The organism is Pantoea dispersa (assembly GCF_019890955.1).
GTDB classification, from domain to species: domain Bacteria; phylum Pseudomonadota; class Gammaproteobacteria; order Enterobacterales; family Enterobacteriaceae; genus Pantoea; species Pantoea dispersa.
On record NZ_CP082346.1, the window covers coordinates 1,993,801 to 2,009,314 of the forward strand.

Annotated in this window: 14 protein-coding genes and 1 pseudogene; 13 read left to right on the forward strand and 2 right to left on the reverse strand. The window is 59.5% G+C overall.

Going from position 1 to position 15,514, the window contains the following annotated elements; genetic code table 11:
• The first annotated feature begins 17 nt into the window (after nt 1–17).
• Entirely contained in the window at nt 18–722 is a 705-nt protein-coding gene (locus K7H94_RS09205) for a pirin family protein (RefSeq protein WP_222952002.1), read from the forward strand.
• Nucleotides 723–837: 115 nt separating this feature from the next.
• Here the strand turns inward: K7H94_RS09205 and K7H94_RS09210 are convergent, their stop codons facing one another.
• Nucleotides 838–1,296 (reverse strand): RpiB/LacA/LacB family sugar-phosphate isomerase, encoded by a 459-nt coding sequence (locus K7H94_RS09210; protein WP_141495417.1) that lies wholly within the window; start codon nt 1,294–1,296, stop codon nt 838–840.
• A 433-nt stretch (nt 1,297–1,729) separates the two neighbouring features.
• On the opposite strand from K7H94_RS09210, the gene K7H94_RS09215 reads away from it, so the two are divergent.
• The 11 genes and pseudogenes from K7H94_RS09215 to K7H94_RS09265 all read left to right on the forward strand — a co-directional run bounded on the left by K7H94_RS09215 (nt 1,730) and on the right by K7H94_RS09265 (nt 13,506).
• Nucleotides 1,730–3,064, forward strand: coding sequence for an MFS transporter (locus tag K7H94_RS09215; protein ID WP_222952003.1), 1,335 nt, complete (start codon nt 1,730–1,732; stop codon nt 3,062–3,064).
• A 1-nt stretch (nt 3,065) separates the two neighbouring features.
• The gene (locus K7H94_RS09220; protein WP_182688953.1) at nt 3,066–4,811 is read left to right on the forward strand and encodes a dihydroxyacetone kinase family protein; all 1,746 of its coding nucleotides are present in this window, start codon (nt 3,066–3,068) and stop codon (nt 4,809–4,811) included.
• Nucleotides 4,812–4,813: 2 nt separating this feature from the next.
• Nucleotides 4,814–5,590 (forward strand): triose-phosphate isomerase family protein, encoded by a 777-nt coding sequence (locus K7H94_RS09225; protein WP_222952004.1) that lies wholly within the window; start codon nt 4,814–4,816, stop codon nt 5,588–5,590.
• Entirely contained in the window at nt 5,587–6,405 is an 819-nt protein-coding gene (locus tag K7H94_RS09230) for a sugar phosphate isomerase/epimerase family protein (protein ID WP_222952005.1), read from the forward strand. Before K7H94_RS09225 ends, K7H94_RS09230 begins: the two co-directional genes overlap by 4 nt.
• Nucleotides 6,402–7,259 carry a phosphogluconate dehydrogenase C-terminal domain-containing protein gene (locus tag K7H94_RS09235; protein ID WP_021506006.1) on the forward strand — a complete coding sequence of 286 codons (858 nt, stop codon included), beginning with the start codon at nt 6,402–6,404 and terminating at the stop codon, nt 7,257–7,259. Before K7H94_RS09230 ends, K7H94_RS09235 begins: the two co-directional genes overlap by 4 nt.
• Nucleotides 7,260–7,367: 108 nt before the next feature.
• Nucleotides 7,368–8,333: a sugar-binding transcriptional regulator gene (locus K7H94_RS09240; protein ID WP_021506007.1), complete on the forward strand. Its 966-nt coding sequence runs from the start codon at nt 7,368–7,370 to the stop codon at nt 8,331–8,333.
• Between the two features lie 156 nt (nt 8,334–8,489).
• The gene (locus K7H94_RS09245; RefSeq protein ID WP_058758581.1) at nt 8,490–9,593 is read left to right on the forward strand and encodes an ABC transporter ATP-binding protein; all 1,104 of its coding nucleotides are present in this window, start codon (nt 8,490–8,492) and stop codon (nt 9,591–9,593) included.
• Nucleotides 9,594–9,620: 27 nt separating this feature from the next.
• Entirely contained in the window at nt 9,621–10,898 is a 1,278-nt protein-coding gene (locus K7H94_RS09250; RefSeq protein WP_104092961.1) for an ABC transporter substrate-binding protein, read from the forward strand.
• Nucleotides 10,899–10,908: 10 nt separating this feature from the next.
• Nucleotides 10,909–11,820, forward strand: a complete 912-nt coding sequence (locus tag K7H94_RS09255; protein WP_215800095.1) for a carbohydrate ABC transporter permease — start codon at nt 10,909–10,911, stop codon at nt 11,818–11,820.
• Nucleotides 11,817–12,635 (forward strand): carbohydrate ABC transporter permease, encoded by an 819-nt coding sequence (locus tag K7H94_RS09260; RefSeq protein WP_058758579.1) that lies wholly within the window; start codon nt 11,817–11,819, stop codon nt 12,633–12,635. The genes K7H94_RS09255 and K7H94_RS09260 overlap by 4 nt, the downstream gene beginning before the upstream one ends.
• 12 nt (nt 12,636–12,647) lie before the next feature.
• Nucleotides 12,648–13,506, forward strand: a pseudogene (locus K7H94_RS09265) (metallophosphoesterase).
• On the opposite strand, the gene K7H94_RS09270 reads toward K7H94_RS09265, so the two are convergent.
• Nucleotides 13,490–14,158 carry an MmcQ/YjbR family DNA-binding protein gene (locus K7H94_RS09270; protein WP_222950923.1) on the reverse strand — a complete coding sequence of 223 codons (669 nt, stop codon included), beginning with the start codon at nt 14,156–14,158 and terminating at the stop codon, nt 13,490–13,492. The pseudogene K7H94_RS09265 and the gene K7H94_RS09270 overlap by 17 nt on opposite strands.
• 228 nt (nt 14,159–14,386) lie before the next feature.
• Here K7H94_RS09270 and rluF point away from each other — a divergent pair, with 228 nt between their 5' ends.
• Nucleotides 14,387–15,268, forward strand: coding sequence for a 23S rRNA pseudouridine(2604) synthase RluF (rluF, locus tag K7H94_RS09275; protein WP_222950924.1), 882 nt, complete (start codon nt 14,387–14,389; stop codon nt 15,266–15,268).
• The last annotated feature ends 246 nt before the right edge of the window (nt 15,269–15,514 follow it).

The following is a 15,514-nucleotide window of genomic DNA, read 5'->3' on the forward strand; positions in this document are numbered from 1 at the left end:
TTTTGAGGAAGCCACTGATGAACGTGATTAAAGCGCAGCGTGACCAGCTGTTTGAATACGGTCCCTTTACCATTCGCCGGCAGCGGCCGGGAGAACAACTGGGCGCGCTGGCGATTGTCGACCAGATGACGCTGAAGCCCGGCGCGGTGGTACCGATGCGCCGTCATCAGGATGATGAAATTTTCAGCTATGTCTGGCGCGGCTCGGTGCAGTACCGGCGCGAGGAGGGAGAGACTCTCGCCCTCAACGGCAAACGCGCACTGCTGGTGAACGCGGGCAGTGGGGTACGTCATGAAGAGTCAGCACCGCTGATTGAAAGCGAAATGCTGCAGGCGTACATCCGCCCGGCATCCGGTGGCGGTGAAGGGCAGGTGCAGAGCGTGTACCGGGCAGAAGGGGCGGCACTTAACCAGTGGACGCTGCTGGCCGGTCCGCAGCACAGTGAGGCGCCGCTGACGCTGCGTCAGGCCGTTTACATCTATGACGTCAGGCTGGATCGTGGCGCACAGATCGAGGTGCCGCATTTGCCGGGTTATGCCAGCTGGGTCACGGTGCTGGAGGGCATTGCACGCACCGGAAATGTGCGGCTGCAAAAGGGCGATGCGGTGAGCGATAGCGCTGCCTTGCCGGCTATCCATGGTGAACGCGACGCCTTGCTAGTCGCCTTTCTGGTGCAGCAGGATGCGCCTGCGGTGCTGAGCGGTACGCTAAGCGGCAGTTAAAACACCGGGTATGACACGGCTGGCACGCACGAAAGTGGCCAGTCGTGTCAGCGTGCCGCTGGCGATATCACCCACTCAGGCGCTGCCGGCTTTGTAACTCAGCGCCCGATACCCATTATTTCGCGTGTGAAACCTGTTCGTAGTAACCGATCTTCTCCACTTTGGCGGTCGAACCGCCCCCTTCAAACTCGGATGCCAGCCAGGCGTTAACGATGTTTTTCGCCAGCTCCGGTCCGATTACGCGTGAGCCCATGGTCATGATCTGCGCATTGTTACTTTTGCGCGCGCGCTCGGCGGAGAAGGTGTCATGACACTGCGCGGCGCGCACGCCTTCCACTTTATTGGCAACAATCGCGACGCCAATGCCGGTGCCACACAGCAAAATGCCGCGCTCAAACTGCTTTTGCTGCACCGCCGTCGCCAGCGCAAACGCCACGTCCGGATACATCGGGCGGTCATTGTGCGCGTCGTTACTGTAATCAGTTACCTGATAATCCTGCTCTTCCAGCAGCTTTTTAATGATGTTTTTCAAATCGATAGCCGCATCATCGGCACCAATAGCGATAGTTTTCATCACGTCTCTCCAGTGATACAGGGTCTGACACCTGCACATATGTTCGTCAGGTGATTAGATGTTCACTGATAGCCTGCCACAAAATCAAACATATGTTCAATACATGTTCATATGATTTAGCGATCGACCACGCAAAATCTCGTGCCAACTCTGCCGCCATGGTCGCGCAATGCCGCTCTGCTGCGAAAAATCCTGAAAATGTCGCTGAAATCAAATCTCATGCGCATTGTCACACTTTCGCCAACTGCGCTTGAGGATTGAGCAAATATACGTGTAGTGTTCATTTGTTCGCATGACCCTATCCATGTACAAGAAGACCCATTGAGGACTCGAACATGTGTCATTTGCTTCTTACCTCGCATTTTGTCTGTCGCCAGCGCCGGTTTTGCGCCTGGCCAACACCGTCTCACTGCGCACGTTTCGGAGGTGCGTTATGAATCACTCTGCTGTCAGCGCGGTTGAGCAGACCGCAATCCGCAAAATCTCCTGGCGCCTGGTACCGTTTGTGGCGCTGATGTTCTTTATCAACTTCCTCGATCGCACCGCCATTTCCTTTGCCGGCCCAAACGGCATGACGCAGGACCTCGGCCTCAGTGCGCTGCAGTTTGGTCTCGCCTCCGGCATCTTCTTTATTGGTTACATCCTGCTGGAAGTGCCCAGCAACCTGGCGCTGCATAAGTTCGGCGCGCGGCGCTGGCTGGCGCGCATCATGATCAGCTGGGGCATCGTCTCGCTGCTGTTTACCTGGGTCAGCAGTGTCGAAGGGCTGTATACGCTGCGCCTGCTGCTGGGGATTGCCGAGGCCGGTTTCTTCCCGGGCGCCATCCTTTATCTCAGCCTGTGGGTGCCGGCGCGCCACCGCAGCAAAATTCTCTCGCTGTTCTACCTGGCACAACCGCTGACGGTGGTATTTGGCGCACCGCTGGCTGCCTCGCTGATTGAGCAGCACGGCCTGTTTGGCCTGGAGGGCTGGCGCGTAATGTTTATGGGCGTATCGCTGCCAGCAATCCTCATCGGGATTGTGGCGCTGTTCTGGCTGGTGGACTCGCCGCGTCAGGCGAAGTGGCTGAATGACGACGAGAAAAACTGGCTGATAGCCGAACTGGAAGCGGAACATCAGCACAAGCAGGGCCAGCACCCGTACAGCGTGCGTTCGGTGATGGGCAACAGCCGCGTGTGGATGCTGTGCCTGATCTACTTCGGCTTTATTTACGGCCTGTACGCGCTGGCGTTCTTCCTGCCGACCATTATCGCCGGCTTCCAGCAGCAGTTTGGCACCACCTTCAACGTGATGCAGAAAGGGCTGATCACCGGCGTGCCGTACCTGATCGCCGCCGTCGTGATGTTTTTCTGGTCGCGGGATGCCGCGCGGCGTGGCTGTAAAACCTGGCACATCGCGATTCCTGCGGTCGCGGGCGGCGTCAGCGTACCGCTGGCGCTCTACATGGATTCACCGTTTACCACCATCATGGTGATCGCCGTAACGGCCAGCGCCATCTTCGCCGCGTTGCCCAATTTCTGGACGCTGCCAACGCAGTTCCTGACCGGCGCATCGGCCGCGGCGGCGATTGCGCTGATTAACACCCTGGGCAACGTGGCGGGTTTTTCCGCCGGTTACATCACCGGCGCACTGCATGATGCCACTCACAGTTATGTGTTACCGATGTTCGTGGTCGGCGGTTTTATGCTGCTCTCCGCTGTATTGATGCTGTTCCTCAATCGCCGTCGCGCGCAGCCTCTGCCAGCCTCATTTGTACAGGAGCAATAACATGACGTACCTGTTTAACCAGCCATCCGCGTTTGCCGCGGAACTGATCGAAGGCTTTGTGGCCGCCAACGCCGATAAAGTACGCCAGGTGAGCGGTGGCGTGGTGCGCAGCACGCGCAGCCAGCCGGATACCGTGGCGGTGATTGTCGGTGGCGGTTCCGGTCACTATCCCGCCTTTGCCGGATTGGTCGGCCAGGGCCTGGCGCACGGGGCGGCAATGGGCAACCTGTTCGCTTCGCCGTCGGCGCAGCAAATCTATAACGTCGCGCGCGCGGCGCATAACGGCGCGGGTGTGCTGTTGCTGTTTGGAAACTATGCCGGTGACGTGCTGCATTTTGGTCAGGCGTGCGAGCGGCTGCGCGCTGAAGGTATTGCCTGTGAGGTGCTGGCGGTAACGGATGATGTGTCCAGCGCCAGCCACGATGAGCGTCTGAAGCGACGCGGCGTCGCTGGCGATCTGTGTGTGTTTAAAGTGGCGGCGGCCGCGGCAGAAGCGGGTGACGATCTGGCTACGGTGCTGAAAAAAGCGCAGCACGCCAACGATCGCACCCGCACCTTTGGCGTGGCATTTTCCGGCTGTACGCTGCCGGGCGCTTCGCATCCGCTGTTTGAGGTAGAGAAAGGGCGCATGGCGCTCGGGCTGGGCATCCACGGTGAGCCGGGCATCAGCGAAACAGCGGTGCCGCGCGCCGACGAGCTGGCAGAAATCTTTGTCGACCGGCTGCTGAGTGAGCGGCCAGCGGATGTGGCGCAGGTGGCGGGACAGCGCGTGGCGGTAATCCTCAATGGTCTCGGTTCAGTCAAGTATGAAGAGCTGTTTGTGGTGTATCGCCGCATCGCCCAGCTGCTGTCGGCGGCACAGTTGCAGGTGGTGGAGCCGGATGTCGGCGAATTCGTTACCAGTTTTAACATGGCGGGCGTCTCGCTGACGCTGATGTGGCTCGATGATGAGCTGGAAACGCTGTGGCGCGCGCCGGCCAATACGCCAGCCTACCGCAAAGGCAGCGTCCTGATTGCCGAACCGCTCAGCGCCGCCGAGTGCGAAGAGATCCGTGAAGAGACGTTACCTCAGGCCAGCACCGCATCACAACACAGCGCCCGGCGCGTTCTTGAACTGCTGGAAGCAGTGGCGGTGATGATTCAGCGTCATGCCGGCCAGCTGGGCGACATTGATGCGGTAGCGGGCGACGGCGATCACGGCATTGGTATGGAGCGCGGCGTACTCGGCGCAGTGGAAAAGGCGCGTGAGGTGGCCGCGCGTGGCGCCGGCGCTGGCAGTCTGCTGTGTCGCGCCGCCGATGCCTGGGCGGATAAAGCGGGCGGCACGTCCGGAGCCCTGTGGGGCGTGGCACTGACCGCGCTCGGCACCGCGCTGGGCGACAGCGCGGCAGCGGATGCACCACGCGTCGCTGCCGGCGTCCGGGATGCCAAAGAGGGCATTATGCACTTCGGCAAAGCGCGCGTCGGTGATAAAACCATGGTTGACGTGCTGGTTCCGTTTAGCGACACGCTGAGCGCTGCGGTCGCGCAGGGCGCATCACTCACCGAAGCCTGGTTACGTGCGGCAGCGGTGGCGGAGCAGGCCGCGCAGGCCACCGCGCAGCTGGTACCGAAAGTGGGGCGTGCGCGGCCGCTGGCCGAGAAAAGCGTTGGCACGCCGGACGCCGGTGCGGTTTCACTGGCGATGATCGTCAACACCGTTGGCAATCTGTTAAAAGAACACAGTGCATCTGAACAGGGAGCGTAATTATGGCTCAGCCTAAAATCTGGCTTGGCGTCAGCCTGAAAATGTATTTCGGCTATCAGCAAACGCTGGCGTGGTGTCGCGAGGTTGCGACGCTGGCGCAGCATCCGGCAGTGCAGCGCGGTGATGTCGGGCTGTTTGTGCTGCCCGCTTATCCGGCCATCCCGGCGGTGACGGAGATCTTTGCCGGCACGCCGGTGCGCGTCGGCGCGCAGGACGTGTGTCAGGCGGAAAACGGCGCCTGGACCGGTGAGGTCAGCGCCAGCATGCTGCAGGAGCTGGGGTGCTCACTGGCGGAGATTGGCCACGCCGAACGCCGTCGCCATTTTCATGAAGATAAAACGCAGATTGCCGCCAAAGTGGCGATGGCGCTGCGTTATCGCCTGACCCCGGTGCTGTGCATCGGTGAACCGCAGCAGGGCACGCCCGAGCAGGCGATTGCGCTGTGTCAGCAGCAGCTGCAGGAGGCGCTGGCGGAGGCCGCGCAACACGCGCTCAGCGGTGAGGTGTTGTTTGCTTACGAACCGCAGTGGGCCATAGGCGCACCGCAGCCGGCGCCGGACAGCTACATCCGCGCGGTGTGCAGCGGGCTACAGCAGCTGACGACGCCAGACGGCATCACGCTGCGGGTGATTTACGGCGGCAGCGCCGGGCCGGGCCTGATTCAGCGCCTCGGCGGCGACGTCAACGGCCTGTTCCTCGGCCGCTTTGCCCACGATCCACAGGCGCTGGCGCAAATCGTGCAGGAAGCCAGTGAGCTGGCTGAGGAGCTGCCGTCATGAGCCGCATCGGACTCAGCACCTACGCGTTTTTCTGGCGTATGTCGCCCCGGGTGCCACAGCCGTTCACGCTGGCGCAGATGCTGCAGCACACCGCCGATCTCGACGTGTCGGTATTTCAGATTTGCGACTACCCGGCAATTGAGCAGTGGTCAGATGAACAGCTACTGGCGCTGCGTCAGCAGGCGGATGCGCTTGGCATCACGCTGGAGCTGGGGACGCGCGGTCTCGGCAGCGCGCACCTGCGCCGCTATCTGCACATCGCCGCCATTCTCGACGCGCGCGTGGTGCGCTCCATGTTCAACACCGCCGATCACCGGCCATCGCTGGATGAAGCGGCCAATCTGATTGCTGCCGTGCTGCCGGATTTTGCCCGCCAGCAGGTGCGGCTGTGCCTGGAAACCTACGAGCAGGTCAGCAGCGCGGCGATGATGTCGGTGATCAACCGCTTTCTCTCGCCGTGGCTGTGCGTCTGTCTCGATCCGGCCAACTGCGTCGCCGGACTGGAACTGCAGGAGCAGGTGATCGCCAATACCGCTGCGCGCGTCGGCAATCTGCACATCAAAGATTTCGCCTTTACCCGCCGTGCCGGCTGGGTCGGTTTTACCCTGGCCGGCTGTCCGATGGGCGAAGGGAAGCTGGATTATGACCGGCTGATCGCCAGCGTGCGGCCGGTCGATCGCGACATCAACCAAATCATCGAACACTGGTTACCGTGGCAGGACGATGCCGCGCAGACCTGCGCGCGGGAAGCCGAATGGACCCGCCGCGCCGTTGAATTCCTACGCAGTAAACAAGATCAGGAGTCGTTAACATGAGCAAGGCATTGAAAACCATCACCGTGATCGGCGCAGGCGGCAAAATGGGCATGCGTATTTCCGCTAATTTGCAGCACAGCGCTTATCAGGTGTTTTACTGCGAGAATTCACCGCAGGCGCAGCAGCAGGTGATTGCACAGGGACGCGAGCTGTCGGATGCCGCGTCGGTGGTGCCGCTGAGTGACGTGGTGATCCTCGCCGTGCCGGATATCGTACTGGGCAAAGTCTCGCAAAGCGTGGTGCCACAGATGCAAAGCGGTGCGGTGCTGCTGACGCTCGATCCGGCCGCGGCCTACGCCAACCTGATCGCCCAACGTGACGGCATCGAATACGCGGTCGCGCACCCGTGCCATCCGTCGGTATTTCTTGCCCGTTACACCAAAGAGGAGCACGCCGATGCGTTTGGAGGCGTCGCTGCCGTTCAGCACGTCGCGGCAGCCTGGGAAAGCGGCAGCGCTGAACAGAAGGCAGAGCTGAGTAAGGTAATCAGCGTGATGTACGGCCCGGTTGATCAGGTGCACTGGGTCACGGTGACGCAGCTGGCGTATCTGGAGCCGACGCTGGTGGAAACCGTCGCCTGCATGGTCGGTGCCTTCATGAAAGAGGCGCTGGATGAAACGGTGAAACACAGCGGCGTCCCGGAAGAAGCAGCGAAGGCTATGCTTTACGGCCATATTCAGATTGCGCTGGCGGTGGCTTTCCGCGCCACCAACCCGTTCTCGGACGCCTGCATGATCGCCATGGAGTATGGCCGCGAGAAGATCATCAAACCGGACTGGAAACAGATCTTCGATCAGCAAGAGCTGGATAAGGTTATTGCCCGCATGCTGAAAATTGACGCCATTCAGCGTTAAGCGTGACAGCAGCGGCGACTCGCGGCGTTGCTGGCTGGCGAAGCGAGTCGCATCAATGATATAACTCCCAGCTGAGCACTCCGCACGACGATACAAGACAGGTAACGGATGGAAAAAAACACGCTTTCTCAGGACTCCGAGCTGCTGACGGAAATTGCCGTCGCCTACTATCAGGACGAAATCACCCAGGAGGAGATTGCGCGTAAGTTTGGGATTTCCCGTATCAAGGTGGGGCGACTGCTGAAACGCGCGCGTGAAGAGGGCATCGTCGAGATCAATGTGCGCTACCATCCGGTGTTCAGTACGCGGCTGGAACAGCAGTTGCAGACGCGCTTTCCTCATCTGCAGCGCGCGCTGATTGCCCTCGATTCGCCAGACAGCGACGAACAGCGGCGTCAGGTGGCGGCGCTGGTGTCGGCGCATCTCGCGCAGTCGCTGAAAGACAACGCCATTGTCGCCGTGGGCCAGGGGCGCAACGTGGCGGCCGTCGCCGATTATCCCGGTCAGGTGCCGACGCGCAACTGCCTGTTTATCAGCGGCATCGGCGGCACCCATCGTCCGGGGGATGCCATCAACGCGGACCACATCAGCCGCCGGCTGGCCAAAAAGTTTGGCGGCATCAGCGAAACCCTGTACGCCCCGGCTTACGTCGAAAACCGGGCGCTGCGTGACGCTTTCATGCAAAACGGCACCATCAAAGAGACGCTCGACCGCGCGCGGAAAGCGGATGTGGCACTGGTGGGCATCGGCGACATGAACGAAAACAGCTATATGGTAAAGCTCGGCTGGTTCACACCGCACGAAATCATTGATGCCAGCGTCAATCAGGGCGTGACCGGTGACGTGGCCGGCTATGATTTTTTTAATGCCCAGGGCCAGCACGTGGATACGGTGATGAACGACCGGGTAATTGGCCTGAGTATCGACGAGCTGCGTAAAATTCCCTGCGTGATTGCCATTGCCGCTGAAAACACCAAAGCCATGGCGATCCTCGGCGCGCTGCGTACCGGCGCTATCGACATCATTGCCACCACGGCGCAGAACATCCGCACCATTCTGAGCATGTCGCAGTAACGCATAAACGCCTGCCCGGCGCGGCCTGCGGGCGTGCCGGGTGAGGGGGATTCTGCGCCAGGTCGCCGCCCATCACCCAACCGTCACGTCAGCGCCATAAATCTTTCATCCGCCTCAGCTAGCTTACCGCCATTCTGATTTCAGGACTGCGGATGCATGAGCCATCTCTCGCTGCAACACATCACCAAAACCTGGGGCGATAAAATCGCGCTGCAGGATATCAGCTTCGACGTGGCGCAAGGCAGTTTCGTCGCACTGCTGGGGCCTTCAGGCTGCGGTAAATCGACGCTGTTGCGCACCCTCGCCGGGCTGGAAACGGCCGACAGCGGCCGCATTTATTTCAATCACACTGACGTCACGCCTCTGCCACCGGCGCAGCGCAAGCTGTCGATGGTGTTTCAGTCTTACGCACTGTTTCCTCACCTGAGCGTGCGGGAGAATCTGCTGTTTGGCCTGAAGGCGCGCGGTGAAGATAAGCAACAGTTTGCCGCCCGGCTGGCGCAGGTCAGCGCACTGCTTGAACTGGAACCGCTGCTGGCGCGCCTGCCTTCACAGCTCTCCGGCGGGCAGCAGCAGCGCGTGGCGCTGGGCAGGGCGGTGATCGCCAACAATACGCTGTGCCTGATGGATGAGCCATTATCTAACCTGGATGCCAAACTGCGTCAGAGCATGCGGCGCGAAATCCGCGCGCTGCAAAAGCAGCTCGGGCTGACCATGTTATACGTCACCCACGATCAGACCGAAGCGATGAGCATGGCCGATCACATCATTCTGCTCAACGATGGCCGCATTGAGCAGCACGGCACGCCAGACCAGCTCTACAACCAGCCGGCGAGCTGTTTTGCCGCGCAGTTTATTGGCGCACCGCCAATGAATATCCTGCCACTGCACAGCAAAGGCGCGCATCACTACCTCAGCCATCTCAGCACACCGCTGCTGAGCTATGCCGGCGAAACGGCGCTGAGTCTGGGTCTGCGCGCGGAAGATATCCAGCTGGTCGCCCCGCAGCAGGCCGCGCTGAGTGCGCGGGTAGTGAGCTACGAATACATGGGCGCGGATACGCTGCTGGTCTGTCGGTTGCCCGGCATCACGGAATCACTGACCGTCAAAGTGCCCGGCCTGCAGCGCTTCACGGATGACAGCCTGGTCGGCCTGCAGTGGTCCACCAGCCGGCAATACCTGTTTTCCACCACCAGCGGCCAGCGCTGTGTCGCTGCTGAACACCCGATGTTGCTCGCTGAGAAAAAATACGCTGTTTAACCGTTGTCGTTTATTCAAGGGAAAATCATGTCTGCGATCCGTTTCTCGCCTCTGGCTTGTGTCGTTATGCTGTGTGCCTCCGCGTCAGTGTTTGCTGCTGAGCCGGTGAAGTTACAGATGTACTATCCGATTGCGGTCGGCGGTAAAGTCAGCCACACCGTGGAAGCCCTGGTGGCGGATTTTGAAAAACAGCACCCTGAGATCAGCATTCAGCCGGTCTACACCGGCGATTACGCCACCACCGTGACCAAAGCGCTGACGGCGTTTCGCGGCGGTAACGCACCGCAGCTGGCGGTGATGGGCGATATTGAAGCCTGGTCGCTGATGGATGCCGGTGCCATCGTTGCCGCCAGCGATTTAGCCACGGGTGAAGAGGGCAAACAGTGGATCGACAGCTTCTATCCGGCCTTTCTGCGTCGCATTGAGGGCAAAGTGTGGGGCGTGCCTTTTCAGCGCTCAACCGTGGTGATGTACTGGAACAAACAGGCATTTGAGAAAGCCGGTCTCGATCCGAATACACCACCCGCCACCTGGCAGCAGGTGGTGGCATTCAGCAAAAAACTGACGCTGAAACAGGCCAGCGGCGTCAGCCAGTGGGGCATTGAGATCCCTTCCACGCCGAACGGCTACTGGAATTTCCAGGGGCTGGCTGCCACCAATGGCGGACGGCTGGATAACGGCAAGGGCAACGCCGTGTATTTCAACACGCCGGGCAACGTGGAAACCCTGCAGTGGCTGACCGACCTCGGCCAGAAAGAGGAAGTCTCGCCGAAGGGTGCGATTGCCTGGGGCACCACGCCGCAGGACTTTATCAGTGGTAAAACGGCCATGATGGTCACTACCACCGGTAACCTGACCAACGTGCACGATAACGCGACCTTCCCGTTTGGCGTCGCCATGCTGCCGGAGAAAACCCAGCGCGGCAGCCCGACCGGTGGCGGCAACCTGTACGTGTTCAAAAGCGCTTCACCGGCGCAGCAGCAGGCGGCGATGCGCTTCATCCGCTGGGTCACCGCACCGGAACAGGCCGCGCGCTGGAGTATCGCTACCGGCTATGTTGCCACCTCGCCGGCAGCGTGGGACACAGCGGCAATGAAAGCCTATGTGCAGCAGGTGCCTCAGGCACTGGTGGCGCGTGAGCAGCTGAAATATGCTCAGCCGGAGCTCTCGACCTACAACAGCGTGCAGATTCAGGACGCGCTCAATCACGCCATTGAAGCAGCGGTGACGCAGAGCAAAACCCCGGCCCAGGCGCTGGCTGATGCGCAGAAACAGGCTGACCGCCTGCTGAAAAACTATCAGTGATGGCCGCGTGATGAGCTCATTCTCCGTCAGCGCCGCCACGTTGCGCCCGCGCGGGTGGTCATTGCAGCTCAGCGGCTATTTGCTGCTGCTGCCCGCGCTCAGCTTTCTGCTGCTGTTTACCCATTACCCGGCGCTGGCCACGCTGTGGCAGAGCCTGTTCAGCGCCGCGCGCGCTTCGCATCCGGCCCATTTTGTCGGGCTGGATAACTATCGTGCGCTGCTGGATGACGACATTTTTATGCAGTCGCTGTGGAATAACCTGCTGTATGCGCTGATCACCATTCCGCTGGCGGTGACGCTGGCGCTGCTGATGGCGCTGGCGGTCAACCGTCGGCTGCGCGGCAACGCACTGGTGCGTGCGGCCTTCTTCATTCCGTCGCTGCTGCCGATGATCGCCATCGCCAATCTGTGGCTGTTTTTCTATACGCCGCAGCTTGGCATCCTGAATAGCCTGCTGGCATGGTTTTCGCTACCGGCGGTCAACTGGCTCGGCGAGCCGGATACCACGCTGTACTGCCTGATGGCGGTTTCGGTATGGCGCGAGGCGGGGTTTTTCATGATCTTTTACCTCGCCGCCCTGCAGCAGATCGATCCGCGCCTCAGCGAAGCCGCCGCGATTGAAGGCGCATCGCGCGGTTACTTTTTCCGCCGCGTGCAGTGGCCGCTGCTGTTGCCTACCACGCTGTTTGTGCTGATCAACGCCTCGATGAACGCCTTCCGCATTGTCGATCAGGTGATTGCCATGACCAACGGCGGCCCGAACAACAGCAGTAGCCTGCTGCTGTTTTATATCTATCGTACCGCGTTCAGTTTCTGGGACATACCAGCCGCGTCGGCCATGACGGTGGTGCTGCTGGTGATCCTCGGATCGATTGCGTTGATCAAATTTCATCTGCTGGATAAGCGAGCCCATTATCAATGAAAGCTGCATCCTCTCCGGGCGGTTTTGCGCTCAACCTGCTAATTTGGCTGGCCGCGCTGCTGTGGAGCCTGCCGATGCTGGTGGCGCTGTGGATTGCCATTCATCCGGCCGCCGGCCAGGGGCACTTTTCGCTGCTGACGCCGCTGACGCTGGAGAACTTCATCAATGCCTGGCACGCGGCACCGTTTGCCCGCTACTTCCTCAATACCACGCTGCTGGTGCTGATGATTGTGGTGGTCCAGCTGGTGCTGGCCACGCTGGCCGCTTATGCCCTGGTGCGGTTCCGCCTGAAATTTTCCGGTTTCCTCTTCGCGCTGATTCTGCTGCAGCTGATGATCAGCCCGGATGTGCTGATTCTGAATAATTACCGCACCATCAGCGCGCTCGGGCTACGCGATACCCTGACCGGCATTGCGCTGCCGTACTTTGCCTCGGCGTTCGCCATATTTCTGCTGCGGCAGACGTTCAAAAGCATTCCGCTGGTGCTGGAAGAGGCGGCAACCGTTGAGGGGGCCAGCCGGTTTTACATTCTGCGCCACATCTACATTCCGCTGGCAAAGCCAATCTATGTGGCGTTCGCGCTGGTATCGATCAGCTTCCACTGGAACGATTTTCTCTGGCCGCTGGTGATCACCGACTCGGTTCAGGTGCGTCCGTTAACCGTCGGGCTGCAGCTGTTTTCTGCGCCGGAGCAGGGCGTGCAGTGGGCGCTGATTGGGGCAGCAACGCTGATGACCACCTTGCCGTTGCTGCTGCTGTTTTTGCTGTTCCAGCGGCAGTTTATTCAGTCATTCATGCGTGCCGGTATTCGCTAAGGAGAGCCAGAGATGGGATATGCCCATGCGCTAACCGCAGCGCAACGCCAGCGGCTGGGTGATGTCGCTGAGCTGTATCAGTTACCGGATTTACGCGCGGCACCGCTCGACGGCACGCTGCGCTTCGGGCTGCTGGCCGATCCGCAATATGCTGACGTTGAGGCGGATGTCCCGGCGAATCTCTACTATCGTCATGCGCTGCATAAGCTGCCGCAGGCGATAACCGCGCTCAATCAGCAGCCGCTGGATTTTGTCGTTACGCTCGGCGATCTGGTGGATCGCCACTGGGCCAGCTATGCCACGCTGCTGCCGCTCTACGATCGGCTACTCCATCCGCATGCCATGGTGCTGGGGAATCACGACGCCCAGACCATTGCGCAGCACCTCGATGACGCGCTGCCGCTGCCAAAAAGTTACTATGCCTTTCAGCTGCCGGGCTGGCGCTTTATTGTCTACGACGGCAACGATATCAGCCTGTACTGCAATCAACACAACGGCGACGATCGCCAGCGCGCGGCCGCACTGCTGGCTGATTTACAGGCGCGCCTGCGGCCAGCAGGTGGTGGTGTTCGGGCATTATCCGCTGGCACCGGGCTACAGCCACAGTCTGCTCAACGGTGCGCAGCTGGCAGAACTGTTCTGCCGCTATGGCGTGCGCGCCTGTTTTGCCGGCCACGATCATCGCGGCGGCTATCATCGCCGCGCGGATACCGTGTTTATAACCCTGCAGGGGATGCTGGATGGCCCGTCGCGCGTGCCCTTTGCGGTGGTGGAGCTGACGGGCGAGACGTTGCGGCTGCGGGGATGGGGCGGCGAAATCAGCCGCGAAGAGGTATACGGTGCCGCGCCGATGGCTAGCCGGCCAGGTTAAAACTGTTGTCAATGCGCAACAAAACCTCGGCCGTCGGGACTGATCCATCCAGACACAGGGAAACCCAATGCTTTTTGTTCATATGGTAGCCCGGGAAATAAACCTCGCCATCGACCAGCGAAGCGATGGCCTGCGGCGAGACTTTAATATTGACGATTTCAATCAGGCTATCATCCGGTCGGCCCAGCTTGCTGCTGTGAATCGTCAACAGCGCGCCGAACCACTTTTGATTATCTTTGCGGCGAAAGATAGCGTTTTCAGGAAAGCGCGGCCATAAGAATTCCAGCTCAGTCTGATACTGCTGTTTCAGGTGCTGAACGATCGCATCGGCCTGCGCTGTTTTGAAATGCTTTTGCGGAAAACATTTTTCTGCGATATCCAGCAAGATAGCGTCATGTTCTTCACGAACCTGCCCCACAAAGGCACCGGTGGCAGAAGTAATACGATGAAGAATGTAATCTTCTCCTGTGACTTTATCGATAATGGTGGCGGCAATGTCACCCTGAGTAGTGATGTTTACCTGCAGGGTGAACTGTTTATTCATCACATCACAGCGGTAGCCGTAATCCTGCCCATCCTTGCGGAAACCGTAAGCCAGCAGCTTTTTCACATTCATTTCCCGGCTGACGAAAAGATGATTTACGTTGTACATTTTCATGCCTGGTTAACGGAGAGGCGTTCACAATACCCGGAGTTTGCTCAGGGGCGTGCGGGCTATTTTAACCGACAGGATGGATTTTTATGTGCCATAAATCGCTATGACACCCGGCACCGCTTTTTCGCCCTATCACACCGCCAAGAACAACCGCCACCGGACGCTTAACCCAGCCTTACGCAACGCGCGCACATGCTGTATAGTCCGTTTTTTTTCGGAGGAACCATGCTGCCCAACTCATCCACGCGCCTGAATAAATACATCAGCGAGAGCGGAATCTGCTCGCGCCGTGACGCCGATCGTTACATCGAACAAGGCAACGTTTTCATTAACGGCAAACGCGCCAGCGTCGGTGCGCAGGTGTTCGCCGGGGATGAGGTCAAAGTCAACGGGCGGCTGATTGAACCGCGCAATGAAGACGATCTGGTATTAATCGCCCTCAACAAGCCGGTGGGCATTGTCACCACCATGGAAGAGGGCGAGCGTGACAACATTGGTGACTTCGTCAATCACAGCAAGCGCGTGTTCCCGATTGGCCGGCTGGATAAAGACTCGCAGGGGCTGATTTTCCTCACCAATCACGGCGATCTGGTGAATAAAATCCTGCGCGCCGGTAACAATCACGAAAAAGAGTACATGGTCACGGTGGATAAGCCGATCACCGACGAGTTTATTGCCGGTATGGCGGCGGGCGTACCGATGCTCGGCACAGTGACGAAAAAATGCAAAGTGAAGCGGGAGTCGACCTTTGTATTTCGTATTATCCTGGTGCAGGGACTGAACCGGCAGATTCGCCGCATGGCCAAACACTTTGGCTATGAAGTGACGAAACTGGAGCGCACGCGCATCATGAACGTGAGCCTGAAAGGTATCCCGCTCGGTGAGTGGCGCGATCTGACGGACGATGAACTGATCGACCTGTTTAAGCTGATTGAGGATTCGTCGTCAGAAGATCAAAAAACGCAGCAGGCACAGGCGAAGAAAAAAGCGGCGACGCCCGCCGCGAAAAAACCGGCCGTCAGCGCACCGAAACAGAGTGACAAAGCGGGTCAGGGCGCTAACCGCAAGCGCTTTACTCAGCCGGGACGCAAGAAAAAAGGGCGTTAAAATCACACCCGCGGCGCCCGCGACCATCACGTATCTTTAGCGCCGCACGCCTTCATTCCAGCCACGTTTTTATTATTTATAACCGGGCGTCAGAATATCTGCGCCCGGTCATGCTTTTTCACGCAATCAATATGCAAATCCGCTGCATATCCAAAGGAGAAAATGGCATTAGGGATAAATAGTGACTGTGATAATTTTCAGCTATACGCCGGATAGCAGGCGTCACTCACCTTATTTAGCTGAACC

Coding starts and splice junctions, on each gene's coding strand:
- K7H94_RS09205 (WP_222952002.1), top strand. CDS start 18: ATGAACGTGATTAAAGCGCAGCGTGACCAGCTGTTTGAATACGGTCCC.
- K7H94_RS09210 (WP_141495417.1), bottom strand. CDS start 1,296: ATGAAAACTATCGCTATTGGTGCCGATGATGCGGCTATCGATTTGAAA.
- K7H94_RS09215 (WP_222952003.1), top strand. CDS start 1,730: ATGAATCACTCTGCTGTCAGCGCGGTTGAGCAGACCGCAATCCGCAAA.
- K7H94_RS09220 (WP_182688953.1), top strand. CDS start 3,066: ATGACGTACCTGTTTAACCAGCCATCCGCGTTTGCCGCGGAACTGATC.
- K7H94_RS09225 (WP_222952004.1), top strand. CDS start 4,814: ATGGCTCAGCCTAAAATCTGGCTTGGCGTCAGCCTGAAAATGTATTTC.
- K7H94_RS09230 (WP_222952005.1), top strand. CDS start 5,587: ATGAGCCGCATCGGACTCAGCACCTACGCGTTTTTCTGGCGTATGTCG.
- K7H94_RS09235 (WP_021506006.1), top strand. CDS start 6,402: ATGAGCAAGGCATTGAAAACCATCACCGTGATCGGCGCAGGCGGCAAA.
- K7H94_RS09240 (WP_021506007.1), top strand. CDS start 7,368: ATGGAAAAAAACACGCTTTCTCAGGACTCCGAGCTGCTGACGGAAATT.
- K7H94_RS09245 (WP_058758581.1), top strand. CDS start 8,490: ATGAGCCATCTCTCGCTGCAACACATCACCAAAACCTGGGGCGATAAA.
- K7H94_RS09250 (WP_104092961.1), top strand. CDS start 9,621: ATGTCTGCGATCCGTTTCTCGCCTCTGGCTTGTGTCGTTATGCTGTGT.
- K7H94_RS09255 (WP_215800095.1), top strand. CDS start 10,909: ATGAGCTCATTCTCCGTCAGCGCCGCCACGTTGCGCCCGCGCGGGTGG.
- K7H94_RS09260 (WP_058758579.1), top strand. CDS start 11,817: ATGAAAGCTGCATCCTCTCCGGGCGGTTTTGCGCTCAACCTGCTAATT.
- K7H94_RS09270 (WP_222950923.1), bottom strand. CDS start 14,158: ATGTACAACGTAAATCATCTTTTCGTCAGCCGGGAAATGAATGTGAAA.
- rluF (WP_222950924.1), top strand. CDS start 14,387: ATGCTGCCCAACTCATCCACGCGCCTGAATAAATACATCAGCGAGAGC.